This window comes from Streptomyces sp. NPDC090077 (assembly GCF_044747545.1).
Classification (GTDB): domain Bacteria; phylum Actinomycetota; class Actinomycetes; order Streptomycetales; family Streptomycetaceae; genus Streptomyces.
This window is the reverse complement of the sequence record NZ_JBIVEG010000005.1, coordinates 293991-317915: the sequence shown is the minus strand read 5'-3', so window position 1 is coordinate 317915 and position 23925 is coordinate 293991. Positions and strand designations below refer to the sequence as shown.

The 23925-nt window shown below is 73.2% G+C and carries 23 protein-coding genes and 3 tRNA genes; 12 read left to right on the top strand and 14 right to left on the bottom strand.

The genetic code is table 11. The annotated features are described in order from the left end of the window. Positions 1 to 58: 58 nt before the first annotated feature. Both ACIPW5_RS12170 and ACIPW5_RS12165 read right to left on the bottom strand, forming a co-directional pair. Positions 59 to 1504 (bottom strand): FGGY-family carbohydrate kinase, encoded by a 1446-nt coding sequence (locus ACIPW5_RS12170; RefSeq protein ID WP_401243743.1) that lies wholly within the window; start codon positions 1502 to 1504, stop codon positions 59 to 61. Positions 1505 to 1544: 40 nt separating this feature from the next. Further along, a complete protein-coding gene (locus ACIPW5_RS12165) occupies positions 1545 to 1844 on the bottom strand; it encodes a YtxH domain-containing protein (protein WP_401243741.1) in 300 nt (99 codons plus the stop codon). Between the two features lie 145 nt (positions 1845 to 1989). On the opposite strand from ACIPW5_RS12165, the gene ACIPW5_RS12160 reads away from it, so the two are divergent. The 3 genes from ACIPW5_RS12160 to ACIPW5_RS12150 all read left to right on the top strand — a co-directional run bounded on the left by ACIPW5_RS12160 (position 1990) and on the right by ACIPW5_RS12150 (position 2398). Continuing rightward, positions 1990 to 2062 (top strand) — tRNA-Asn (locus ACIPW5_RS12160). Positions 2063 to 2067: 5 nt separating this feature from the next. Further along, positions 2068 to 2140 (top strand) — tRNA-Asn (locus tag ACIPW5_RS12155). 184 nt (positions 2141 to 2324) lie between these two features. After that, positions 2325 to 2398: transfer RNA gene (locus tag ACIPW5_RS12150), tRNA-Ile, on the top strand. Between the two features lie 168 nt (positions 2399 to 2566). Here ACIPW5_RS12150 and ACIPW5_RS12145 read toward each other — a convergent pair. After that, a complete protein-coding gene (locus tag ACIPW5_RS12145; protein ID WP_401243740.1) occupies positions 2567 to 2791 on the bottom strand; it encodes a hypothetical protein in 225 nt (74 codons plus the stop codon). A 302-nt stretch (positions 2792 to 3093) separates the two neighbouring features. Between ACIPW5_RS12145 and ACIPW5_RS12140 the strand changes: the two genes are divergently transcribed. After that, entirely contained in the window at positions 3094 to 4080 is a 987-nt protein-coding gene (locus ACIPW5_RS12140; protein ID WP_401243738.1) for a LuxR C-terminal-related transcriptional regulator, read from the top strand. 82 nt (positions 4081 to 4162) lie between these two features. Here ACIPW5_RS12140 and ACIPW5_RS12135 read toward each other — a convergent pair whose 3' ends face one another. Then, positions 4163 to 5272: a glutamate--cysteine ligase gene (locus ACIPW5_RS12135; RefSeq protein WP_401243736.1), complete on the bottom strand. Its 1110-nt coding sequence runs from the start codon at positions 5270 to 5272 to the stop codon at positions 4163 to 4165. Positions 5273 to 5520: 248 nt separating this feature from the next. Here ACIPW5_RS12135 and ACIPW5_RS12130 point away from each other — a divergent pair, with 248 nt between their 5' ends. Further along, complete coding sequence (locus ACIPW5_RS12130) at positions 5521 to 6780, top strand: MFS transporter (RefSeq protein WP_401243734.1); 1260 nt, start codon at positions 5521 to 5523, stop codon at positions 6778 to 6780. A gap of 171 nt (positions 6781 to 6951) precedes the next feature. Next, on the top strand, positions 6952 to 8031 hold the full coding sequence (locus tag ACIPW5_RS12125) for an esterase-like activity of phytase family protein (RefSeq protein WP_401243732.1): 1080 nt from the start codon (positions 6952 to 6954) through the stop codon (positions 8029 to 8031). A gap of 36 nt (positions 8032 to 8067) precedes the next feature. Here ACIPW5_RS12125 and ACIPW5_RS12120 read toward each other — a convergent pair whose 3' ends face one another. From ACIPW5_RS12120 to ACIPW5_RS12105, 4 genes are all read right to left on the bottom strand, one after another. After that, positions 8068 to 9411 carry a carboxyl transferase domain-containing protein gene (locus ACIPW5_RS12120; protein WP_401243731.1) on the bottom strand — a complete coding sequence of 448 codons (1344 nt, stop codon included), beginning with the start codon at positions 9409 to 9411 and terminating at the stop codon, positions 8068 to 8070. Between the two features lie 684 nt (positions 9412 to 10095). Next, positions 10096 to 10854 carry a GntR family transcriptional regulator gene (locus ACIPW5_RS12115; RefSeq protein WP_401243729.1) on the bottom strand — a complete coding sequence of 253 codons (759 nt, stop codon included), beginning with the start codon at positions 10852 to 10854 and terminating at the stop codon, positions 10096 to 10098. Between the two features lie 956 nt (positions 10855 to 11810). After that, positions 11811 to 13469, bottom strand: a complete 1659-nt coding sequence (locus ACIPW5_RS12110) for a GAF domain-containing protein (RefSeq protein WP_401243727.1) — start codon at positions 13467 to 13469, stop codon at positions 11811 to 11813. After that, positions 13466 to 14503, bottom strand: coding sequence for a rod shape-determining protein (locus tag ACIPW5_RS12105; RefSeq protein ID WP_401243726.1), 1038 nt, complete (start codon positions 14501 to 14503; stop codon positions 13466 to 13468). Before ACIPW5_RS12105 ends, ACIPW5_RS12110 begins: the two co-directional genes overlap by 4 nt. A 223-nt stretch (positions 14504 to 14726) precedes the next feature. On the opposite strand from ACIPW5_RS12105, the gene ACIPW5_RS12100 reads away from it, so the two are divergent. After that, a complete protein-coding gene (locus tag ACIPW5_RS12100; RefSeq protein WP_401243724.1) occupies positions 14727 to 15428 on the top strand; it encodes an esterase/lipase family protein in 702 nt (233 codons plus the stop codon). A 16-nt stretch (positions 15429 to 15444) separates the two neighbouring features. Here ACIPW5_RS12100 and ACIPW5_RS12095 read toward each other — a convergent pair whose 3' ends face one another. Beyond that, the gene (locus ACIPW5_RS12095) at positions 15445 to 16023 is read right to left on the bottom strand and encodes a hypothetical protein (protein WP_401243722.1); all 579 of its coding nucleotides are present in this window, start codon (positions 16021 to 16023) and stop codon (positions 15445 to 15447) included. Positions 16024 to 16101: 78 nt separating this feature from the next. Between ACIPW5_RS12095 and ACIPW5_RS12090 the strand changes: the two genes are divergently transcribed. Further along, positions 16102 to 16788, top strand: coding sequence for a hypothetical protein (locus ACIPW5_RS12090; RefSeq protein ID WP_401243721.1), 687 nt, complete (start codon positions 16102 to 16104; stop codon positions 16786 to 16788). A gap of 61 nt (positions 16789 to 16849) precedes the next feature. Here ACIPW5_RS12090 and ACIPW5_RS12085 read toward each other — a convergent pair whose 3' ends face one another. Beyond that, the gene (locus ACIPW5_RS12085; protein WP_401243719.1) at positions 16850 to 17272 is read right to left on the bottom strand and encodes a MarR family winged helix-turn-helix transcriptional regulator; all 423 of its coding nucleotides are present in this window, start codon (positions 17270 to 17272) and stop codon (positions 16850 to 16852) included. Positions 17273 to 17367: 95 nt separating this feature from the next. Here ACIPW5_RS12085 and ACIPW5_RS12080 point away from each other — a divergent pair, with 95 nt between their 5' ends. The 3 genes from ACIPW5_RS12080 (at position 17368) to ACIPW5_RS12070 (ending at position 19944) form a co-directional block, all read left to right on the top strand. Continuing rightward, positions 17368 to 18390, top strand: coding sequence for an NADP-dependent oxidoreductase (locus ACIPW5_RS12080; protein WP_401243717.1), 1023 nt, complete (start codon positions 17368 to 17370; stop codon positions 18388 to 18390). Positions 18391 to 18454: 64 nt separating this feature from the next. Further along, positions 18455 to 18880: an organic hydroperoxide resistance protein gene (locus tag ACIPW5_RS12075; RefSeq protein WP_401243716.1), complete on the top strand. Its 426-nt coding sequence runs from the start codon at positions 18455 to 18457 to the stop codon at positions 18878 to 18880. Positions 18881 to 18957: 77 nt separating this feature from the next. Then, positions 18958 to 19944, top strand: a complete 987-nt coding sequence (locus ACIPW5_RS12070; RefSeq protein WP_401243714.1) for an EI24 domain-containing protein — start codon at positions 18958 to 18960, stop codon at positions 19942 to 19944. Between the two features lie 6 nt (positions 19945 to 19950). Here the strand turns inward: ACIPW5_RS12070 and ACIPW5_RS12065 are convergent, their stop codons facing one another. Continuing rightward, positions 19951 to 20844: an NAD(P)-binding domain-containing protein gene (locus tag ACIPW5_RS12065; RefSeq protein ID WP_401243712.1), complete on the bottom strand. Its 894-nt coding sequence runs from the start codon at positions 20842 to 20844 to the stop codon at positions 19951 to 19953. Between the two features lie 68 nt (positions 20845 to 20912). Here ACIPW5_RS12065 and ACIPW5_RS12060 point away from each other — a divergent pair, with 68 nt between their 5' ends. Continuing rightward, on the top strand, positions 20913 to 21281 hold the full coding sequence (locus tag ACIPW5_RS12060; protein WP_401243711.1) for a winged helix-turn-helix transcriptional regulator: 369 nt from the start codon (positions 20913 to 20915) through the stop codon (positions 21279 to 21281). Positions 21282 to 21350: 69 nt separating this feature from the next. Here ACIPW5_RS12060 and ACIPW5_RS12055 read toward each other — a convergent pair whose 3' ends face one another. Genes ACIPW5_RS12055 through ACIPW5_RS12045 form a run of 3 tightly spaced genes read right to left on the bottom strand, consistent with a single transcriptional unit; the run spans position 21351 to position 23883 of the window. Next, positions 21351 to 22064 (bottom strand): carbon-nitrogen hydrolase family protein, encoded by a 714-nt coding sequence (locus ACIPW5_RS12055; protein WP_401243709.1) that lies wholly within the window; start codon positions 22062 to 22064, stop codon positions 21351 to 21353. Positions 22065 to 22068: 4 nt separating this feature from the next. Then, positions 22069 to 23253, bottom strand: a complete 1185-nt coding sequence (locus tag ACIPW5_RS12050) for a low temperature requirement protein A (protein ID WP_401243707.1) — start codon at positions 23251 to 23253, stop codon at positions 22069 to 22071. Positions 23254 to 23307: 54 nt separating this feature from the next. Further along, complete coding sequence (locus ACIPW5_RS12045; RefSeq protein WP_401243705.1) at positions 23308 to 23883, bottom strand: TetR/AcrR family transcriptional regulator; 576 nt, start codon at positions 23881 to 23883, stop codon at positions 23308 to 23310. Positions 23884 to 23925: the final 42 nt, after the last annotated feature.

The window sequence follows — 23925 nt, the reverse complement described above, 5'->3', positions numbered from 1 at the left end:
GTAGGCCGCCCCATTCCCCGGTCCCGGGCCCCGCGCCGGCGCCGCCGCGCCCCGCGCCCTAGAAGCCGAAGGCCCCCGGGTGCAGCTGCTCCCGCGTCGTGACGTACTGCTGGCGGACGGCCTGCCAGGCCGGGTAGTCCTCGCCCGGCTCGAACACCTGGGCCGGCGGGGCCGGCCACAGCGGCGGCACGTGCGGGGCCAGCGTGCCCTGCCGCACCCCGAGCGCCCAGGCCGCCTGACGTGCCGCGCCCAGCGCCGCGTAGTCCGCCGGAGCGGGCACGACCACCTGCGTCCCGAACAGCCCCGGCGCGGCGGCCTGTACGGCGGGCAGCTCGGCGGCGGCCCCGAGCAGGAACACCCGGCGGATCCCCACGCCGCGGTGCCGCAGCACGTCGAGGGCGTCGACCAGCCCGCACAGCATGCCCTCGAAGGCGGCCCGCGCGAGGTGCTCGGGCTTCATCGAGTCCCGGCGCAGCCCCGACAGGGTGCCCGCGGTGTGCGGCAGGTTCGGGGTCCGCTCCCCTTCCAGGTAGGGCAGGAGCACGAGCCCGTGTGCACCCGGGGTCGACTTCAGCGCGAGCGCGCTCAGCCCCTCCAGGTCGGTGCCCAGCATGTCGGCGGTGCCGCGCAGGGCCCGTACGGCGTTCGAGGTGTTCACCACCGGCAGGTGCATGCCGGCCGCGTCGGCGAGGGAGGTGATCAGGCCGCCCGGATCCGACAGTGCCTCGTGGTGCACGGCCATCACCGAACCGGAGGCCCCGAGCGAGACCACCGCGTCGCCCGGGCCGATGCCGAGCCCCAGCGCGGCGGCCGTGGTCTCCCCGGTCCCCGCGGAGATCAGCAGCCCCTCGGGGGTCATCCCGGCGGCGTCGGCCGGACCGAGCACCTCCGGCAGCAGCGCCTGGTGCCCCAGCGCCAGCTCGACCAGGTCGGGGCGGTAGGAGCCGGTGGCCGCCGACCAGTACCCGGTGCCCGAGGCCCCGGCCCGGTCGGTGGTGCGGCGCGCGGGCCGGCCGAGCAGCTGCCAGACGAGCCAGTCGTGCGGGGACATCACCACCGCCACCCGGCGCGCGGCCTCGGGCTCGTTGCGGGCCAGCCAGGCGAGCTTGGTGATCGGCTGCGCGGGGTGCGGGACCGAGCCGACGGCGGCCACCCAGGCGGCCTTGCCGCCGAGCGCCCCGACCAGGTCCGCGGCGGCGACCTGGCCCCGCTTGTCGTTGCCGATCAGGGCGGGGCGGATCAGCGCGCCCTGCGCGTCCAGCGGCAGCATGCCCTGCTGCTGCGCGCAGACCCCGATGGCCTGGACGCCTTCCAGCAGCCCGCCCCCGGCGGCTTCGCCGAGGGAGAGCAGCCAGGCCTGCGGGTCGGTCTCGTGGGGGACGGTCTCACCGACGGGCTGCGGATGGGGCGCGTAGCCCTGGCGCAGCACGGCCCCGGTGTCCGTGTCGCAGACGACGATGCGAGTGAAGGCGGAAGAGCTGTCCAGCCCGGCGACTATCCCCATGCGGAGAATTCTGCCGCACGCCGGGCCGGAACCAGCCGCCTCAGGTGTTGCTCGTGCCCCAGTCGTCCTCGGAGCCCTGCCCCCGGTCCCGCAGCGACCGCACGTGCTTCGCCACGGACGCGGGGACGGCGTCGCCGACCTTGTCGCCCACGGCCGCGAACGCCTTGCCCGCGAACTGCCGCCCGGTGTGCCCGGCGGTCTCGGCGGCGTTGCGCACCGCCGGGTTCTGCGCGAGGCGCCGGGCGGACTTCTTCATCTCCTCGTAGCGCTCGCGTCCCGCCGCCGTGCCCACCACGTATCCGAGGGCTACTCCGGCGAGGAACGTGACCTTGTAGCGCATGCCTGCCACCCTTCGTTGTCTCGGTGCCCGGCCTGCTGCGATACCGATTGGCGGAGCACCCCCCTGCTTGCGCTAATCTATGACTCGCAACGGGCGCTCGCCCCCCGGCAAGGCCGGAGGTGGGCTGTTCGGTGCACCGCAGCAATCCCCTGTAGCTCAATTGGCAGAGCAGCCGGCTGTTAACCGGCAGGTTACTGGTTCGAGTCCAGTCGGGGGAGCGCGGTCCCCTGTAGCTCAATTGGCAGAGCAGCCGGCTGTTAACCGGCAGGTTACTGGTTCGAGTCCAGTCGGGGGAGCAGGAAGAGAAGAGGACCCGGGAGGGTCCTCTTTCTTTTTGCCCGGATCCTGGAACCGGGCAGCGCTCAGCGCGGTCTCTCTGAACAAGCGCAGCCGATCATGCGGGGCATCCGAAGCAGGAGATCGTATGAGCGGCTATGCTGCGGCAGACGGCGCGCACACATGTACGCGCCACGCCGTAAAGGGGCGGTAGCTCAGCCGGTTAGAGCAGCGGACTCATAATCCGTCGGCCGTGGGTTCGAGTCCCACCCGCCCCACCGCAAGCCGCAGGTGCAGAAACGATTGCACCTGCGGCTTCGGCGTTCCCGGGGGCAGGGCGGGCGGATGGGGCGTGGCGTACGTCACGGCAGGGGGCGGAGTGGTCGGCTCCGACTGCCGGCCCTCGCCCGTTCGGCGCCGCCCTCCGTTCGGCGCCGAACGGAGGATCAGTCCCAGGCGACTCCGCGCTTGTCGGTGGCGGCGGAGTCCCAGCCGACGCCCTGCGGTCCGGCCGCCCGCACCGAGTCCCAGGCGACCCCGCCCGGGGCGGTGGCCGCCTCGACCGAGTCCCAACCGACACCGCTCGGTCCGGCGGTGACCGCGACGGCGGCGGTGCAGGACAGCAGGGCAGTGAGTCCGGCGGCGGCGATCAGGCGAGCGGTGCGAGACATGGATCCCCCTGGAACACGATCGGCATCGGTATCGGCGTGGTGCGGCTGGGGCGCGCTGCACCGGTCCGGCCTTTCGGCCCTGGCCTGGGGTGGGGCTCCGTGCCCCGCCGTCCCGGTGAACACCATCCTGCAAGCCCGCGTATAGGTGCAGAAGAGGAATCCGATGGCACCAAGGTGACAGGCACCAAGGTGCCGCTCAGGAAAGATCGAAAGAGACTGCCTATGGCCCCACCTGCGCACCTTTAGGATCAAGACAACGGCGGGAAGTCATCCGTCGCACCAACAGGCCGGGGGGCACAAGCATGCTGGAAGCGTTGGGACTGGACACCCTCGTAGAGGCTGTCTACCGGGAGATGCTCGCCGATCCGACCGGCGGGGTGGCCGAACTGGGCGCACGGCTGGGGATGACCGAGGCGGAGGTGCGCGAGGGGCTCGACCGGCTCGTCGACCTCGACCTGCTCACCCCCTCGCGCGACCACGCGGGCGGGCTGCGGGCCGTCAGCCCAGAGGCCGGGCTGGAGCAGATACTCCGCCGTCAGGAAGAGGACCTGATCCGCCGCCAGCAGGAGCTGGCGGCCAGCAAGGCGGCGGCGGCGCGCGCCGTCGCGGAGTTCGCGAGCCTGCGGCCCAACACCGCATCCGACGGCGCGGAAAGGCTCGTGGGCCTCGACGCCATCCACGCCCGGCTGGAGGTCCTTGCCCAGGGACTCACCGTCGAATGTCTCTCGATCATGCCGGGCGGCGCCCAGTCCCAGGCCAGCATGGACGCCTCACGGCCGCTGGACGAGGACGCCATGCTGCGCGGCATCCAGATGCGGTCGGTCTACCAGGACAGCGTCCGCAACGACCCGGCCACCCTCGCCTACGTGCAGTGGTCGACCGACCTCGGGGGACAGATCCGCACCAGCCCCGTGCTCCCGCCCCGCCTGGTGATCTTCGACCGGAAGACCGCCGTGGTCCCCATCGACCCCGCCAACTCCCGGCTCGGCGCCCTCTGCACCACCTCGCCCGGCATCGTCGCCTCCCTCGTCAGCCTCTTCGAGCAGACCTGGGAGCAGGCCGTCCCGCTCGGCGCCGCCCGCGAACAGGCAGCGGAGGACGGCATCACCGCCGGCGAACGCGAACTGCTCAAGCTGCTGGCCTCCGGCCTGACCGACGAGGCCGCCGGCAAGCGGCTCGGGGTCTCCCTGCGCACCGTGCGCCGCCAGATGTCCGCGCTGATGGAACGCCTCAACGCGACCAGCCGCTTCGAGGCCGGACTGCGCGCCGCCCAGCGCGGCTGGCTCTGAGGCGCGCCGCGGCCGCGGACGCCCCGAACGGGCACCCGCGGCCACGGCCGCCGGGACGGACCGGCTGGACCGGCTGGACCGGCTAGAAGTTCTCCGTCTCCTCCACCAGGTGCCGCAGCACGTCCGTGAGGTCCCCCCGGCGGGCGAAGGCCGCACGCTGCCGGGCGGCCCCCGAACCGTCGCGCAGCAGCCCGCCCAGGGTCTTCGCCGCGTGGTCCAGGTCGCCCGCGGCGGCCAGGTCGGGGGCGACCAGGTCGAGCAGCGCCTCGGCCAGGTCGGCCGCCGGCACCTCGGCACCCGTGTACGGGTCCAGGCCGAAGCCCTCCAGGCCGTCGTGCGCAGCCCGCCAGCGTGCGAGGCGCAGTACGTCGTCCCGTACAGGCGGATCCGGCAGCCCCTCCGCGACGGCGCGCAGCGCGGAGGCCACCAGGGCGCGCCCCAGCTCCGCCTGCAGCACGGCCGTGTCGATGTCCGGGGACATGTCGGGCGCCCGGATCTCGAGCGTGGGCCAGTTCCCGGAGGGACGGAGGTCCCAGTAGACCATCTTGGTGTCCAGGGCCGCGCCGGAGCCGAGCAGGGTCTCCACCGAGTGCCGGAAATGGGCCGTGGACGTGAAGTGCGGGGGCAGGCCCGCCGAGGGCCAGCCCGACCAGGCCATCGCCCGCCAGCTGGAGTGACCGGTGTCCCGGCCGCCCCAGAAGGGGGAATTGGCGGCCAGCGCGATCAGCGTGGGCAGCCATGGTCTGACCCGGTTGGACACGGCCACCGCCGTGTCCACGTCGAGCGTGCCGATGTGGATGTGGCGGCCGCAGCTCACCAGGGTGTCCGTCAGCGCGCCGAACCGCCGGTGCTGCTCCCGCTGGCGCGGCTCGTCGTCGGTCAGGTGCAGGGGCCCCTCCACCGCCACGACGGGCGAGGGGGCGGCCAGCAGCCGGCAGCCGTGCGCACGGGCCGCCGCGGACAGCGCGCGCCGCAGTACGGCGAGCTCCTCGCGGAGGTTCACCGCCGAATCCGCGACCGGGGTGGAGATCTCCACCTGGTACCGGGTCCCCTCGGCGTGCAGCTGCTGCGGGAGCCCGGCGGCGGTGGCGAGGACGAGCGGCGCGGCCGGGACCACCCGCAAGGTGGTGGCGTCGACGAGCAGGAACTCCTCCTCGACCCCGACCGTGAGGGGGGTGGGAACGCCGCTCACGGTGGTGCTCGTTGTGCTGTTGCCAGGTTCGATCACTACGCCTCCCTGGACATACGAGTCTTTTCATCATGAGCCGACAGGGGGCGTGGAGGGTACGCCGTTCCGGTCAAATGTCCGGTGACGGTGGCGGGTTAGCGGCAAGGCCGGCCCCGTCTGGGGCCCCGGATCCCTGTGGTGAGGGCGTTGCGGGTGTGTGAACGCTCCCCGGTCTCCAGGGTCGCCCCAGCCGGGCCTGGTTACCATCCCGTGTGACTGGAACCGCCTCCCCTCCCCGGCCGAAGCGACGCATATTCGCCGACCTGACCCCGTTGCGCACCTCCGCCGACTACCGGCGGCTGTGGGTGGGCGGCACCATCTCCTGGATGGGCCAGGCGATGACCGCCCTCGCGATCTCGCTCCAGGTCTACGAGATCACCGGCTCCAGCTTCTCCGTCGGCCTCGTCGGGCTCTTCTCGCTCGTCCCGCTCGTGGTCTTCGGCCTGTACGGCGGCGCCATCGCCGACACCGTCGACCGGCGCAGGCTCGGCCTCTACAGCCAGACCGGGCTCGCCGTCCTCTCCGTCGGCCTGGCCGCCGCCGCCCTCCTCGACTACCACCGGGTCTGGCTGCTCTACACCGTCGTCGCCCTCCAGGCCGTCTGCGGGGCGCTGAACGGCCCCGCCCGCTCGGCCATGATCCCGAAGCTGCTCCCGCCCGAGCAGCTGCCCGCCGCCAACGCACTGGGCTCCGTCACCATGACCTCCGGGACGATGATCGGCCCGGTGCTGGGCGGCGTGATCGTCGGCTGGTGGGGCTACCAGGCGGCGTACCTGATCGACGCGGTGACCTTCCTCGCCGCCCTGTACGCCATGTGGCGGCTGCCCTCGATGCTGCCGGAGGGCCGCAAGGAGGGCGGGCGGGCCTCGGTCCTCGACGGCCTGCGCTTCCTCGGCACCCGCCCGAACATCCGGATGACCTTCTTCTCCGACATGGCCGCCATGGTGCTGGCCCAGCCGAAGGCGCTGTTCCCGGCCGTCGCCGTGCTCTGGTACGGCGGCGACGCCAAGACGGTCGGACTGCTGGTGGCCGCGCCCGCGGTGGGCGCGCTGCTGGGCGGGCTGTTCTCCGGCTGGCAGGGCCGGATCCGGCGGCACGGGCTGGCCATCCTGCTCTCCGTCGGGGCGTGGGGGCTGGCCATCGCCGTCTTCGGGCTGACGCGGAACCTTTGGCTGGGACTGGTCTTCCTCGCAGCGGCCGGATGTGCTGACACCATCTCGATGGTGTTCCGCAGCACGATGCTCCAGGCGGCCACGCCCGACGCGATGCGGGGGCGCCTGCAGGGCGTGTTCATCGTGGTCGTCGCCGGCGGGCCCCGGCTGGGGGACTTCCTCGCCGGTTCGGTCGCCGACCTCGCCTCCCCGGCGGTGGCCGTCACCGGAGGCGGGCTGGCGTGCGTACTGGTGCTGTGCCTCCTCGCCGCGCGGTGGCGTTCGTTCGCCCGCTACGACGCCCGCTCGCCGCAGGCGTAGCACCACCACCCGGCTCGCGGCGCGGCCCGTGTGAACGGGAGTTGGCGAGTTCGTTGCCGCCGCGCCGTCCGCCCTTCCCTTTTGTTTCGATCAGGCATATGACAGTTCGGCAGGGTCCCCGTCCGGTCCCGTCCCCCTCCGAACCCCGACCCTCCCAGGAGGAAGGCCGTCATGCGCCTTCGTACGCTCGTCACCACCGCGGTGGCCACCGCCGCGCTCTCCGGAGCGCTCGCCCCCACGGCCGACGCCGCCGGACCGGCACCCGCCCGGGGGGCCGCCTGCTCCCCGTACATGAACGTCGCGGGCTTCTCCGACTCGCTCGACAAGAGCCTGCTCGACGGGAAGCTCGTCGGCGGCATCTCCGGCCTCGCGCTCGACCGCGACGGGAGCGTCACCGCCGTCTCCGACAAGTCCGCGCTCTACCGGCTGGAGGTGGCCCGCGGGAACACCCCCGCCGCCAAGGCCACCGCGAGGCTCCCCCTCACCGACGGCGCCGGCAAGGTGACCGACTCCGAGGGCGTGGTCGTCGACCGGGACGGGACCTACCTGGTCACCGACGAGACCGCGCCCGCCGTACGCCGCTACAGCCGGACCGGCCGGGTGCTGGCCACCCTGCCCGTCCCGCCCGCCTTCGCCCTCGCGCCCCAGGGCCGGGCCACCGTCAACCAGACCTTCGAATCGCTCACCCTGCTGCCCGGCGGGCACACCCTCGTCGCCGGCGTGGAAGGACCCCTCGCGGGCGACGGCAAGGACGCCCAGGGCCGCACCCTCCAGCGGATCCAGACCTGGGAGCGGCGCGCGAACGGCGAGTTCGCCCTCGGCCGGCAGTACGCCTACCCCGTCGACCCCGGCCACGGCCTCGTCGAGCTCGCACCGACCCGCGACGGACGGCTGATCGTCCTGGAACGCGGCTTCACCCGGGAGTTCGCGATCACGGCCAGGCTGTACCTCGCCGACCCCCTCGGGGCGAGCGACACCTCGAAGACGGACGTGCTGACCGAGGGCCCGGGGCTGCGCCCCGCCCGCAAGACGCCGCTCGGCGACTTCAACGACTGCCCGACGCTGGGTGCCCCCTCGAAGCTGCCGCAGAACCACCCGCTGGTGGACAACATCGAGGGCATGGTCGCCACCCACTACGACGGCGCCGGCCGGGTACGGCTGCTGCTGGCCAGCGACGACAACGAGTTCCCGCAGCAGATCACCCGCCTGTACACGGTGGACCTCCGGCTGCCGGCCCGCCGCTTCGGCTGACCGGACGGGATCGGGGGGCGGGATCAGGAGGCGGGATCAGGAGGCGGGCGGAACGATTCCGCGGGCCACCCCCAGTGCGACCAGGTCCTGGGGCCTGATGCGCAGCTGGTCCGCGGTGGCGGGAGCCTCCCCTGCGGGACGCTTCAGGATGGCCGCCGCCAACTCCGGGGCGATCACCGAGAAGTAGCTGTCCGGGGTGACCCAGGTGTTCCCGGGCGCGGCCAGGGCCAGCGCCCCGCCCGAACCGCCCTCGCCGATCAGCAGGGTGGTCACCGGTACGGAGGCCTCCGCGAGCGCCGCGAACGTGTCGGCGATGGCCGGGCCGGCCCCGGCGTGCTCGGCGGCCGCGTCGTTGGCCGCACCCGGGGTGTCCACCAGGGTGAGCACCGGGATCCCGAGCCGGTCCGCCAGCCGGACCACCCGGGCCGCCGTACGGTAGCCCGCCGGACGGGTGGCGGTGCCGCACTGGGCTGCGTACGCGACCGCCCGCCCCTCCCGCAGCCCGAACCCGCACAGCATCCCGGGGTCCGCGCCCCCGGCCCGGTCCCCGCGCAGCGGCAGGCGCAGCTCGAAGTACGCGTCCAGGTAGGCCCGCGCCCGCGGCCGGTCCGGGTGGCGGGCCTGCCGGACGGCGTCCCAGCCGGTCTCCGGCGGCGTCACGCCGGCCAGTGCGGCGGGGGGCTCGACCGGCGAGGCGGCCCGGGGCGCGGCCAGCACCCGCAGCCAGTCCGCCACCGTCCCCGGCAGCTCCGCCCCGGGCACGACGGCGTCGACGTGCCCGGCCCCGTACTGCCCCTCGGCGGTGTAGGCCCCCGGATCGGCGTCCGCCGGCCGCACCCGGGACCCGGCGAAGCCGACCTGCGCCCCGGGCAGCGCCAGCACGACATCGGCCCCCGCCCCCAGGGTGGCCCACCCGCCCCCGGTGGTGGGGTCGCGCAGCACCGCGATCTGCGGCAGCCCGGCGGCCCGGGTGAGCACGCACTGCCGCGCCACCCGCTGGAGCTGGGTCAGGGCGAGCATCCCCTCCTGCATCCGCGAACCGCCGGTCGCGATCAGCGACACCAGCGGCAGGCGCTGCTCCCGAGCGTGCGTGTACGCGGCTTCGAGCCGGTCTCCGGTGCGCTGCCCGAGGGACCCGCCGAGGAACCCGAACTCGAAGGAGACCACGGTGGCCGGCCGGCCACCGACGAGGGCGGTCCCGACCACCACGGACTCCGATTCACCGGTCCGCGCGGCGGCCCGCGCCCGGGAGGCGTCGTAGCCCACCCAGCCGATGGGACCGTCGGCGGGCGACTCCCCGCGCGGTGCGGGAAGTTCGGCGAACGAGTCGGGGTCGATGAGGGCGGCGATGGCGGCACGGGCCGAGAGACGGGTCGTCACCCGGCCACGGTATGCGGCCCCGGGCCGCGGGGCCATCGCCTTCCACGGCGGGGGCCGGCCATCTCCCCCTCGACCCCCGCCGGTCGGTCGGCGCCTGCCCACCCGCCTCCCGGGGTGCGGGTGGGTCGGCTTGGGGCGGTACCCCCCCGGACCGGATCAGAGCTGGTTGGGGGCTTCCCGTCAGTCCCATCGTCCTTCCGTGTCGTGCCGGCCTGTCAAGGGCGCTCCTTCGTCGCGTCGCTACGCGATGTCGCTTCGCTCCACCCTTGACAGACCGACCCGCCCCGGAAAGCCGAAAGACTGCCGGGAAACCCCCAAAGAAACGGCACGGTCCAGAGGAACAGGGACGGGCCTCTCAGCGATCAGGCGAGGCGCCGGGCGCCGGCCCGCCCGGCATCCGGCCCGTCCAGCCCCGGTCCGGGGCCGGGGGCGCCGCTACCTGCACCAAAAGTCGCTCAGAGCACGCTACGGAGCACCCAAGCGCGACAGATCGCTACGCGCTCCTCCCGGCTCAGCGTCCGAGACCGCCTGTGGCTGGTACCCGCACCAGAGGACGAACAGAGCAGCCCAGGGAGCCGGTGGGCGCGACAGATCGCTACGCGCTCCTCATGTCTCGGCGGCGGACGGCGGTCTGGGGCTGGTCAATCTCAGCTGCGGGTTCCTTGTCGATCACCCGGACCAGGCCTAGGCGTCGAAGTCGTACTCCAAGACGTAGGAAGCGGAGTCCAGGGTCATTTCGTTGACCTCGACGGCCCGGCCGTCCCCGGCGAATGCGGTGCGGACGATCTGGATGACGGGTGTGCCCATGAAGAGGGTGAGGCGTTCGGCCTCGTCGGCGGAGGGCATGCGGCACCGGACCTCCTCACGGAAGTGAACAGGCTTGTGGCCCAGTTCGGCCAGCCTTGCGTACGTCCCACCAGGTCCGGTGTCGGACTGGGTGATGGTGGAGTCGGCGACGACGTCTGACGGCAGGTAGGACGTCGCGAAGAGCACCGGCTTGCCGTCCAGTACGAACCGGCGGCTGCGCACCCAGACCGGAGACTCGTCCGGGACTCCGAGAGCAGCCGCGATCGCCTCGCTCGCCCGCTCTTCGTGCACCTCGACCTGGTCGACGACGAGCTCTCGGTCTTGGCTGTCCGTCGACCAGATGGAACGTCCCGAACCCCAGTGCTCCTGCGCGAGCCGCTGGATGCCGTGACGCCGCAGGGGCCTGAAGGCCCGGACGAAGACGCCGGCACCTTTCCGCGCCTCCGTCAGGCCTTCGTTCTGGAGCACGCCGAGGGCCTGGCGCGCGGTCATCCGCGCGACGTCGTAGGCGGCCATGAGGTCGTTCTCGCCCGGCAGCCGGTCGCCCGGGCCGTACTCGCCCGACCGGATCGCCGCCCTCAACGCGTCAGCGATCCGCCGGTACTTCGGCTGGCGAGTGCCGCCCTGGCTGCTCATCGAAACGATCACTCCTTCTCTTCTCTAGACACCCTAGGGCCGCAGGTAGGGCACCGCACGCATCAGCCTTGCGGGCGAATATCTCTAGAGATGTCCCTGTCTGGCGTGCAACCGAGAGGTGTACTTGCATGTGTCTTCTGCCGGTCGGTACGGAACGACTCGACGTGCATTGCTGCTCTTGTCGAGCAGTGGCTGGAGTCGGAGACCCCAGTGAGGACCTACATCCGGGGCGCCTCAGGCCGTGAGTTCACCACAGCCGTCGCCAACGTGGAGGAAGTCATCGCCACCTTCAAGCCCTGAGGAGAGGTACGTCCGCTCCCGGTCCAGGACGCTGACGCACCCCCGCTGCGGGTATCAGCTCCAGGCGGTCGCCGGACGCCGAGACCAGAGAAGCGCGTAGCGATCTGTCGCGCCCACCGGCTCCCTGGGCGGCTCTGTTCGTCCTCTGGTGCGGGTACCAGCCACAGGCGGTCCTCGGACGCTGAGAAATGAGGAGCGCGTAGCGATCTGTCGCGCTTGGGTGCTCCGTAGCGTGCTCTGAGCGACTTTTCGTGCAGGTAGTCGCGCCCCTGGTCCCGGAACGGGGATATAGGGCCCGGATGCCCGGCCGGCCAAGGCCCGGCCCCTCGCGCATCGCTGAGAGACCCGCCCCTCCTCCTCTGGACCGTGCCGTTTCTTTGGGGGTTTCCCGGCAGCCTTTCGGCTTTCCGGGGCGGGTCGGTCTGTCAAGGGTGGAGCGAAGCGACATCGCGTAGCGACGCGACGAAGGAGCGCCCTTGACAGGCCGGCACGAACCGGAAGGACGATGGGACTGACGGGAAGCCCCCAACCAGCTCTGATCCGGTCCGGGGGGATCCCGCCCCCAGCCGACCCACCCGCACCGTGGGAGGCGGGTGGGCAGCCACCGCCCCGCGGCCGGGGGTCGAGGGGGAGATGGCGGGCCCGAGCCGAGCCCCCTACAACCCCGCCTCCCACACCACCGTCGTCCCCCGCGTGCCCGCTTCCGTGCGGCCGTCGTCGGAGATGGTCAGGCGGACGCGGGAGGGGGTGGCGTCGACCTCCACCTCGATCGACGTGACCTCGCTGCGGCGGTGGGCCGCGGCCAGGGCGCTGCGCAGGGTGGACAGCAGGGCCGTGGTGACGGGGTCGGGGAGGAGGGCGTCCACGGCGCCCGCGAAGTGCACCGACGGCTGGAAGCCCAGGAGGACGGCGGCTCCGCCGGTTTCGCGCAGCACCCGGCCGCGGAAGGTGGTCGGGGCGTCGCTCGGGGGCTGTTGGAGGGCGAAGATGGCGGTGCGGACCTCCTGGATGGTGGAGTCCAGCTCGTCCACGGCCCGGCCGAGTTCCTCCCCGACCTCGTCGCCGCTTGCGGTTCCCTCCCCGGCCCCGTCGCCCGCGGCCGCGTTGGCGGAGCGCCGCCGGGTGCTCTCCAGCATCATCTCGGTGGCGAACAGCCGTTGCACCACCAGGTCGTGCAGGTCGCGGGCGATCCGGTCGCGGTCCTCGTAGACGGCCAGCTGTTCGCGGTCGTGCTGGGCGTCCGCCAGGACCAGGGCCAGTGCGGCCTGGGAGGCGAACTGGGAGGCCAGCAGCCGGTCCACCGCGTCGTACGGCTGTCCGCCCCGGTCCCTGGGCAGGGCGAGGGTGCCGATCAGCTGTCCGCCGCTCTGCAGCGGCAGCATCATGCTCGGCCCGAAGCGTTCCCGTACGTGGGTGGTCATCCGGGGGTCGGTCGCGGAGTCCTCTATGAAGACGGGCTCCCCGCCGAGCAGTTGTTCCAGTACGGGTGAGCCGGGTGCGATGGCGGTGCCGATCAGGTCGCCGGGGTCCCCGTGGGTGGAGGCGGCGACGATCTCCATGCCGCCCTCCGGAGTGGGCTGGAGGACGACGCCCGCCGCCGCGTCCGCGAGCAGCCGGGCGCGTTCGGCCACGCACTGCAGGGCGTCCGCGGCGGGCCGTCCCGCGAGCAGGGTGGTGGTGACGGCGGCGGCGCCCTCGATCCAGCGCTCCCTGCGGCGCGCGGTCTCGTAGAGCCGGGCGTTGCCGATCGCTATGCCGGCCTGCGAGGCCAGGACGCGCATCAGTGCGAGGTCCTCGTCGGTGAAGGGGCCGCCGCCGAGCTTCTCGGTGAGGTAGAGGTTGCCGAAGACCTCGGTGTGCACCCGGATGGGTACGCCGAGGAAGCTGTGCATGGCCGGGTGGCCGGGCGGGAAGCCCGCCGCGCGGGGGTCCCGCGTCAGGTCGTCCAGCAGCAGCGGCCGGGGGTCGCTGATGAGCACGCCGAGCAGGCCCGAGCGGCCGTCGGGCAGCCGGGGGATCGCGGCGCGCTCGGCCTCGGTCATCCCGGAGGTGAGCAGCCGGGTCAGCCGGGCGCGCTCGGGGTCGACGACCCCGAGCGCGCCGTACCGGGCCCCGCACAGTTCGGTGGCGGAGTCCACGACGTGCTGGAGGGTGGTGTGCAGCTCCAGTTCGGAGCCGACGCTGAGCACCGCCTCCAGGAGGACCGGAAGGCTCGACGGCGCGTCGGCCCCGTCGGCCCCATCGGCCCCGTCGGCCCCATCGGCCCCGCCGGGTCCGGCCGGGGCGGCGGAGCCGGCGGGTCCGTCCAGGGTCATCCGGCCAGCGGGTTGAGGACCATGGGGGCGATCTTTCCTTCCAGCATTGCGCCGAGACCGAGGACGGCGCACACGTCGGGCCGTTCGGCGATGGCCACGGGCATTCCGGTGGCGTCCCGCAGCATCTGGTCGAGCCCCGGCAGCAGGGCGCTGCCTCCCACCATCATGATCCCCCGGTCCGTCAGGTCGGCGACCAGGTCGGGCGGGCAGTCCCGCAGCACCTTGCCGATGCCGTCGAGGACGGCCGTCAGCGGGGTGTGGATGGCGTCCCGGACGGCGGCGGTGTCCACGTGGACGGAGCGGGCGAGTCCGGTGGCCACGTCACGGCCGTGGATCAGGGTGGAGGCCGGGCCTTCGGCGGTGATGCCGTTGCCGTGCAGGGCCAGCTGGAGGGGGCGTACGGCCTGGCTGGGCAGCATCAGCTCGTGGGCGTGGCGCAGGTGCTGGACCACGGCGTGGTCGATGGCCTCGCCGCCGACGGGGATGCGTTCGGCGGTGACGATCGAGCCGAGGGAGAGCACCGCGATCTGGGTGGCGGCCGCGCCGCACACCATGATCATGGTGGCGGTCGGCTGTTCCACGGGCAGGCCGCAGCCGACGGCGGCCGCGATGAGGGTGTCGACGAGTTCGACGCGCCGGGCGCCGAGCCCGACCATGGTCTCCACGGCGGCCCGCTGGGCGAGCGGGTCGGCGTCGTGCGGGGTGCAGCAGGCGGCGCGCAGGCGGGGCTTGCGGCGGAGGGCGCGGCGCAGCTTCTCGCCGAGGAGGTGACGCAGCATCCGCTGGGCCATCTCGATGTCGACGACGGTGCCGCCGGAGACGGGGCGGGCGACGCGGATGTAGTCGGGTGTGCGTCCGGTCATCCGTTCGGCGAAGGTGCCGACGGCGATGAGGGCGCCGGTGCGGGTGTTGACCGCGGCGACGCTGGGCTCGTCGACGACCAGTCCGGCTCCCTTGACGTAGACGCGGGTCCTCGCGGCTCCCAGGTCGACGGCGACGTGGCAGCGGCGCAACTGCTCAAGACTGACGGTCACGGCAGATCCTCCCGAGAGCGCTGACGAAGGATGAGACCGGCGGTTGCCGATCGCATTCCATATCTTCTCGGATAAATAGGACATATCGCCCGTTGGAATGCTCCGGGCGTGGGCGTGTCGTACGGGTGGGGGGTGCTGCACGGGGGTGGATTTCTGTACCGACAGGCAGCAGCATGCGCGGACCACCCGCGCTACTCGCCCGTAACAAGGTAAAGGGGACCCGATGCTGACGCCCCGCCAGAGGATCCTGGCGTTCCTGACCCTCTGCCCCGCGCTCCTGGCGCCCCTTCCGGCCCAGGCGGCCGCCCACCGGGCGGCCGACACGCCCGCCACCCGCAATCCGGTGGTGCTCGTCCACGGCTACAACGCCGACCCGGGGGTCTGGGGGTCCCTGCGCGAGGACCTGAGGGCCGACGGGTACGCCGACTCGCAGCTGTTCTCCTTCGGCTACGACACCCACCAGTCCGTCAACGAGGTGCTCTCCGGCCGTCTCGCCGCCTACGTCGACCAGGTGCGGCAGCAGACCGGCGCCGCGCGCGTGGACATCGTGGGGCACTCCTTCGGATCGCTCGTCAGCCGCTGGTACGTCAAGTACGGCGGCGGCGCCGCGGCCGTGGACCACTGGGTCTCGCTGGCCGGCCCCAACCGCGGCACCTCCACCGCCTGGGCCTGCGCCCTGTGGGACCAGGCGTGCCGTGACATGACCCCCGGCTCGTACGTGGTGAAGAACCTGGCCGCGGGCGACGAGACCCCGGGCGCGGTCAAGTACGCCACCTTCTGGTCGGAGTGCGACGAGGTGGTCAACCCCGACAGCAGCGTCCCGCTCTCCGGCGCCCTCAACACGCCGGTCGGCTGCCTGAAGCACAACGACCTGCTCGGCGACGACGCCACCTCGGCCGGAGTCCGCGCCTTCCTGCGCGGCTAGATCCGCAAGAGACGGCCTAACCCGGCTCCACCCGCTGGAGCAGCCCGTACGTGAACTCCGCCACCAGCGGCCGGCCCGACGCGCTGAACGCGAGGCGCCAGCGCGTCGGCGCCGTGCCCTCCATCGGCCGCGCCGGCGCGAAGGCCCGCGCCACCTCGTCCACCGTCGCCGACCAGGGCAGCAGGTCCCCGGCCGACTCCAGTACGGGCCCCCGCGCGCCCGGGGCCCGGACCAGCCACTCGTTCCACACCGCCCCGTCCGGCGCGGCCAGCACCTCGAACCGCAGCTCCGGCCACAGCGGCACCGGCCACAGCAGGGCCTCGCACTCCAGGTCGCCGATGCGGCGCCGTTCCGCGGACTCCGGCGGGCCCAGCACCGACCGGTAGCGCGCCAGGGCCCCGCGGGAGCGGGGTGAGCGCACCATCGCCTGCCAGCGCCGGTTGGCCTCCCGCTGCTCCGCGAGCGAGGCGCCCAGGCGCAGCCGGGCCTCCTCCGCCAGGCCGGGCTGGAAGTCGGCCATCCTGCGCAGCAGCACCAGCTGGAAGGCGCCCAACCCGAAGGCTCCGGGCCGTCCCGGATTCGGGGTCGCCGTCATGGACGTAACCATTCCACACAGGATCCTTACGAACCCGGAATGATTATGTTGCCGGGGACCGCATAGTTTGTGGGCGCCATGAACTACTTCTGCCCCGCCTGCCAGAGGCACCTCAACGGCGCGCTCGCCTGCGCCGGGTGCGGAACCCCGGCCGAGCACCTGGTGGTCGCCGCGCCCAGCGCGCCGGCCCCGGGCGCCGGGCCGCAGCCCGCGCTGGCCGAGGTGTTCGCCGATTCGCTCGTCGTGCTGTCGAGCCCCCACGAGGGCCGCGCGGACACCCGCAAGCGGGCCGCCACCCGCCGCAGACGGGGCCGGGGCGTGCTCGCGCTCGGGCTGGGTCTGGTGCTCGCGACCGGGGGCTCGATGGCCGTGGCCCGGATCGTCGGCGACGACGAGGGGGTCGACCGGGCCGACAAGGTGGTGCTGACCGACTCCGGTCCGAAACAGCCGGACGAGCTGCCGAGCGTGGCGGGGCCGTCCGTGCCGGCGGTCCCGCCGAAGGCCTCCGGCGGGGCGGCGAAGACGGCCAGGCCCAGCGGGAGCCCGAGCGGGTCCGCGACGCCTTCGGCGAGCGCGAGCGCCTCCGCCTCGGCGGCGACGCCCTCGCAGAAAGGTTCCGCCGGCGGGACTTCCGTACAGCCGTCCAAGCCGGGGCAGCCCGCGCCGGGCCCCACGGGGACGCCGAAGCCGACCCCGACGAAGACCAAGCCGGGCAAGCCGAAGCCCGAGCCGACCGAGGAATGCGTGTTCTGGATCTTCTGCTGAACGCACCCGGCCGGGCCTGACGCCGCCCGGCCGGTACCGGGCGCCGGGCCCCCGGCCCCGCTCAGGCCAGCATCCGCCTGAGCAGGTCGCGCAGTGCCGTGCGCTCCTCTTCGGAGAGCCCGGCCAGCGGCTCGCGCGCGAAGTCCAGGGACTCGCGCAGCCGCTCCGCGGTCTCGGCGCCCTCCTCGGTGGGGGCGGCCAGCTTCACCCGGCGGTCCGCCGGGTCCGGACGGCGTTCGACCAGGCCGCGGGTCTCCAGCCGGTCGATGATGCCGGTCACGTTCGAGGGCTCGCAGCGCAGCTTCTGGGCTATGCGCCGCATGGGCAGCGGTTCCAGGGAGAGCAGGTTGAGCACCTTGGCCTGGGCCCCGGTGAGCTGGTGGCGGGCGGCCGCCTCCTCGTACTCCATGTGGTAGCGGGCCACGACGTCGCCGATGAGCTCGACGACCTCGACGGTCACTGGATCTGCGCGACGACTGGGCATGGCTCCAGGGTAACCGTTTACTTGACAACATGAAATATCCAGGAGCATGGTTGTTTCACGTTCTGAAGTAAATCGTCGTTCCCCAGGAGTCCCTCATGTCTCAGATCCCCGCCGTCAGCCGCGAGTGGCACCTCGTCCGCCGCCCGCAGGGCTGGCCCGTGGCCGAGGACTTCGCCCTGCGCGAGGTGCCCGTCTCCGCCGAGCCCGCCCCCGGCCGGATCCTGGTCCGCAACCTCCACATGTCCGTGGACCCCTACATGCGCGGCCGGATGAACGACACCAAGTCCTACATCCCGCCCTTCCAGCTCGACGAGCCGATGCAGGGCGGCGCCGTCGGCGAGGTCGTCGCCTCCGCCGCCGAGGGCTTCCAGGTCGGCGACCACGTCCTGCACCCCCTGGGCTGGCGCGAGTACGCCGACGTGGACGCCCAGCACGCCACCAAGGTCGACGCCTCCCTCGCCCCCCTCTCCGCCTACCTCGGCGTCCTCGGCATGCCGGGCCTGACCGCCTACGCGGGCCTCTTCGAGGTCGCCTCCTTCAAGGAGGGCGACTCCGTGTTCGTCTCCGGCGCGGCGGGCGCGGTCGGCGGCCTCGTCGGCCAGTTCGCGAAGATCAAGGGCGCCTCCCGGGTGATCGGCTCCGCCGGCTCGGACGAGAAGGTGACGCTCCTCACGGAGAAGTACGGCTTCGACGCCGCCTTCAACTACAAGAACGCCCCCGTCGCCGAGCAGCTCCCCGCGGCGGCCCCCACGGGCGTCGACGTCTACTTCGACAACGTCGGCGGCGACCACCTGGAAGCCGCCATCACGGCCATGAACGTCCACGGCCGCGCCACCCTCTGCGGTGCCATCGCCGGGTACAACGACACCGAGCCCGCCCCCGGCCCCCGCAACCTGATGATGGTCATCGGCAAGCGGCTGCGCCTCCAGGGCATCCTCGTCGGCGACCACTACGGACTCCAGCAGCAGTTCGTCCAGGACGTGGCCGGCTGGCTGGCCTCCGGCGAGCTCCGCTACGACGAGACGGTCGTCGAGGGCGTCGAGAACGCCACCGCCGCCTTCCTCGGAATGCTGCGCGGGGAGAACACCGGAAAGATGATCGTTTCCTTCTCGGGTTAGGCTCACCCCACGACCGTCGCGATCGTGGGCGCGCATCGCGGCGATTCATCTGGAGGAAGTCTTCATGTCCATCACGCAGACCGACGTCGCGTACACGGCCGTCGCCACCGCCGAGAACGGCCGTGACGGCCGCGTCGCCACCAACGACGGCCAGCTCGACGTCGTCGTGAACCCGCCGAAGGAGCTCGGCGGCAGCGGCGCCGGCACCAACCCGGAGCAGCTGTTCGCCGCCGGCTACAGCGCCTGCTTCCAGGGTGCCCTCAGCGTCGCCGCCCGCAACGAGAACGTCGACGTCACCGGCTCCACCGTGACCGCCGAGGTCGGCATCGGCAAGAACGACGAGGGCTTCGGCATCATCGTCAAGCTGACGGCCTCGATCCCGAACGTGGACGCCGCCACGGCGAAGGACCTGGTCGAGAAGGCCGACCAGATCTGCCCGTACTCCAAGGCGACCCGCGGCAACATCACGGTCGAGCTGAACGTCGCCTGACCGCGTCGCACGCACAGCGGAGGCCGCACCCCCCAGGGGGTGCGGCCTCCGCCGCGTCCGGCCCATAAACTGGCCCCATGCGTGATCTTGCGGGGGGCTTCCGGTACTTGCTGGCCGGACAGAGATGGGTGTTCCGGAACGGCCGCTGGCTGGGCATCGGCCTGTTGCCGGGACTCGTCGCGCTGGCGCTGTACGCCGCCGCGATCGTCGGCCTGTTCTACGGCGCCGACGACTTCGTCCAGTGGGCCACGCCCTTCGCCTCGGACTGGTCCTCGGGCTGGCTGAAGGTGTTCCGGGGCTTCCTGACGGCCGTGGTCGTCTCCCTCGGGCTCTTCCTCTCGGTGATCACCTTCACCGCCGTGACCCTGCTGGTCGGGCAGCCCTTCTACGAGTCCCTCTCCGAGCAGGTCGACCGGAGCGAGGGCGGCGAGGTGCCCGAGTCCGGCCGCTCCTTCTGGGAGGACATCTGGATCTCCGCCCGGGACAGCGTGCGGCTGCTGGTACGGGTGATGCTCTACGGGATCCTGCTCTTCGCCCTCGGCTTCATCCCGGTGGTCGGGCAGACCGTGGTGCCGGCGATCGGGTTCTGCGTCTCCGGCTTCTTCCTCACCCAGGAACTCACCTCCGTCGCCCTCCAGCGGCGCCGGGTGGACCTGGCCGAGCAGCTGGTCCTGCTGCGCGGGCGGCGGGCCCAGGCGCTGGGCTTCGGCGTGCCGCTGGTGCTGGCGTTCCTGATCCCCTTCGTCGCGGTCTTCCTGATGCCCGGCGCGGTGGCGGGGGCGACCCTGATGGCGCGGGAGCTCGTCGGCGACGACGCCGATTCCTCCGAGGGCGGGTCCGAGGACGGCTCCGACGGTGACGCCGGGCAGCAGCGGTACGGCACGGGCCCGGCGGCGCCCCAGGGGCCGTACGGGCAGCAGTACGGTCAGCAGCCGTACGGGCAGTCCCCGGCGCAGGGCCCCTACGGCCAGGCGCCCTACGGCCAGACCCCCTACGGCCAGGCCCCCCAGGGACAGGTACCCAACCCGTACGCCCAGGGCCCGAACCCCTACGGCCAGGGCTGACCGAAGCTAGCGCCGCCGCAGCAGGGTGATCGCCCCGGCGGTGTCCTCGCCCGCGTGGGCCGCCGGGTCGGCCTCCAGCCGCTCGCGCATCAGGTCCAGGTACGGGACGAGCAGCTCGGCGCTGACCCCCTGCTCGGCGGCGGTCCGCAGCAGGGTGCCGCTGCCGGCGACCTGCATGGCCAGGTTGGACACCACGCCGGTGGTGAAGTCCCGGGAGGTGAGCCGCTCGGCGGCGTTCCCGACGAAGAAGCCCATCGCGCCCAGCCACTCCGACAGCAGCGGCGCGAGGGACCCGGGGGCGATGTCCTCGCCCTCGATCAGCGCGTAGGCGTGCGAGATCCCCGCGAACAGCCCGTACATCCCGCTGAGCAGCGCGATGTCGTGCAGGGCCGCGTGGCCGGGGTCCTCGCCGACGAAGCGCGCCCCGGCCGGGACCTCCAGGGTGGCCCGGTGGGTGTCGAAGAGGGCGCGGGAGCCGCTGTGGAACACGTATCCGCCGGCCTCGGGGACACCGATCATCGCGGGCGTGGCCATGATCCCGGAGTCCAGGAAGCGGGCTCCGCGGGCCTCGGCCCACGCGGCCCGGGCCCGGCCCTCGGCGGGGGTGCCGGTGGTGAGGTTGACCAGGTCCTTGCCGGTCAGGTCGATGCCGTCGAGGGCGGCCCCGACGCTGGCGTCGTCGAGCAGGCAGAGCACGACGAGGGTGTTCGCGGCGACCGCCTCGGCGGGGCTCGCCGCGATGGTCGCGCCCTCGGCGGCCAGGGCGCCGGCCTTGGCGGCGGTGCGGTTCCAGACGGTCAGGGGGTGTCCGGCGGCGAGCCAGGTGCGGGCCAGGGCGGTTCCCATGTCGCCGAGGCCGAGCAGGGTGAGCGGACGGTTCGTCACGTGTGTGTCGGTCATGCCGTTTAGCCTGGTGGTGGGCAGTGAGGCGCTCAAGTACGCACTTCGGAGTGGGTGGTTACCCCGAGGTGAGCGAGCAGGTGGGAGGGGTGTGCGCGATGGCGGTGACACGGCGGCCGGGGGCGGATCACTGCGGGATCGCCGCTGCGATGGCGGTGATCGACGGCAAGTGGAAGGTCTCCCTCTTGTGGGAGCTGGAGCGCGGTCCGCGCCGCCGCTTCGGCGAGCTGCGCCGACTGGTCCCGGGGGTGTCGGAGAAGGTGCTCGCGGCGCAGCTGCGCGAGCTGGAGAACGACGGCATCGTCCACCGCGAGGTGTACGACGAGGTCCCGCCGCGCGTGGAGTACTCCCTGACCCCGCTCGGCGAGGAGCTGAACGGGGCCCTGGAGGCGCTGGGGGAGTGGGGCACGAAGCGGCTCCTGCGGGATTCGGCCTGAGCGCGCCGCGTCCGGGCCGCCGCCGGCGATGCCCGGCGCCGGCGGGGCCGTCAGGCCGGGACGTCGGCGTCAGGCCGGGACGTCGGCCGTGACCACGTCCGGGCCGTCGGCGCCGGCCTCGGCGAGGAGGGTGCCGTCCGGGGCCCACACGGCCGCGCCGCCGCAGCCCGTCCAGGGGCCCGCCGGGCCGACGTGGTTGGCGAGGACCACGTAGAGGCCGTGGTCCCTCGCGATCCCGGGGTGCACGTCCGCCCGTTCGGCGATCCCGGCGCCCGTGCCGTACAGGGAGCTCGCCAGGTGCACGGTGCAGCCGTCGGCGGCGGCCCGCCCGGCGAGGTCCGGGAAGTGGTTGTCGAAGCACACCCCGAGCGAGAAGCGGACGCCGCCGAGCTCGAAGCGGCCGTCGGCGCTGCCCGCGGCGAAGCCGTCCTGCTCCTGCTGGTAGAGGTGCTGCTTGGCGTACGTCGTCAGGTGCGCGCCGTCCGCGTCGTACACCAGCGTCGCGATGGCGGGCCGCGGCCCGGCGGTGCGCAGGGCCGCGTTGACGGCGACCGCCGTGCCGGTGGAGCGCAGCCCGTCCAGGCGGGGGTCCTCGGCGTCGGCCAGCCACAGGCCGGGGTCGGCGGCGAGGGCGTCCAGTTCGTACCCGGTGAGCGTGAACTCCGGGAACACCACCAGCTCCGCGCCCTGGCCGCGGGCCCGGGCGGCGAGGGCGGCCGCGTTCGCGGAGTTGGCGGTGGTATCGGCGGGGACGCAGGTCAGCTGGGCGGCGGCGATCTTCATGCGGTCAGGATGCCAACTCCGGTTCGGCCTCCTCGGCCCGGGCCCCGGAGGGCCGGCCCGGCCGGCGCACCAGGGCCAGCTCCACCAGGTTCAGGGCGGTGACCAGGAGGGTCAGCAGCGCGAGCGCCCCGAGGGAGGGCAGCAGCGCGGCCACCGGCAGCAGGGCCAGCACGGCCGCGGCGGCCGCCAGCCGGGTCACCGACCAGGAGCGGAACAGGTGCCAGCGGGTGTAGCCGAAGGTGGCGAGGAAGAGGGCGCAGCCGCCGTACAGCAGGGCGGCGACGCCGAGCGGGAGCCGCGTCCCGGGGTGGGCGACGGCCTCGGCCATGCCGACGGCGACCGCGATGATCGAGGCGATCAGCGAGAGGTGCCCGTACGACAGGACCTGCCGGGCCACGTCCGCCCGTACGGCGGCGGTCTCCAGCCCGTGCCGGACGGCTCCGGCGGCCAGGTGGAAGTACACCCACCACAGGCTGCAGACGAGTACGAAGGCCACGGCGACGGCCGTCAGGGAGCCCGCGCCGAGGTCGGGGGCGGTCGCCACCGGGGCGCCGACCGCGACGATGGACTCGCCCAGGGCGATCATCACGAACAGGCCGAACCGTTCGGCGAGGTGGCCCGAGTCGAGGTTCAGGCGGACCATGCTGGCGCGGGTCAGGCGGGGCGCGGCCAGGTCCACGGCGGCGGCCAGGGCCCACAGCGCGACGCGGAGCCCGCCGTCGACGAAGGCGCCCGCGAGCAGCAGCGGCCCGCTGACCAGCACGGAAAGGGTGACCGGGGTGGGCCGCAGGCGGCGGCTGCGGCCGTGGGCGAGCGCGGCGAGGATCAGGCGGGCGCAGAAGTAGGCGCCCGCGAGGAGGATCCCGCGGTCCCCGAAGGCCTCGGGCAGGGCCAGGGCCATCAGCAGGCCGCACAGTCCGGCGGCGAAGAGGGCGATCCGGTTCAGCGGCCGGTCCGCGTCGTGGGTGTTGGCGTGGACGGTGTTGCCCACCCACACCCAGTAGACGGGCACGAAGACGATCAGGGCGCGGCCGGTGCCGGCCCAGCCGTGGTCGTGGTGGAGCAGGGCGGAGACCTGGGTGACGGCGAAGACGAGCACCAGGTCGAAGAAGAGCTCCGACCAGGCGACCTTCTTCTCGGGCTGTTCCCGCTCCCCGGCACCGTGTCCGGTCGGCTCTCGTGACTCCATCTCGTTTCCCCCCACTGGAAGTTCGGGGAAAGGATGCCCGGTCGGATGCCGCTGTTATGCGCCGGGGCCCCTCAGCAGGGTGATGAACGAGCGGAACGCGGCGGGCATGTCCACCGATTCCGGGGCGAGCAGCCACTGGTACTGGAGGCCGTCCATCACCGCGGTCAGCAGCGGAGCGGCCTGCTCCGGGGTGAGGCCGGAAGGGAGCCGGTCGCCGAACTCGGCGCGCAGCAGGGCGGCCATCTCCGCGCGCACCTGTGCGTACCGGTCGGTGAAGAACGCGCGGGCCGGGTGGCCGTCGGTGACGCTCTCGCCGAGCAGCGCCGAGAAGGTCTGCACGATGCCGGGGCGCATGGCGTTGTACTCCACCAGCGACTCCAGCAGGTCCAGGCGCCAGGGGCCGGCGGCGGCGCGCGAGCCGCCGCCGGTGTCCCAGCGGTCGCGCTCCTCCAGGACCGCGACGAGCAGCGCCTCCTTGGTCGGGAAGTAGTGCAGCAGCCCCTGCTGGGTCAGGCCCACGCGTTCGGCGACGGAGCCCAGGGAGGCGCCCCGGTAGCCGCGCTCGGCGATCACCTCTACCGCCGCGCGGACGATCTCGCCGCGCCGCTCCTCGCTCTTCGCCCTGGCCATCGCCCGGCACTCCTTCCGCTCACACCCGCCAGCAGGACCGTA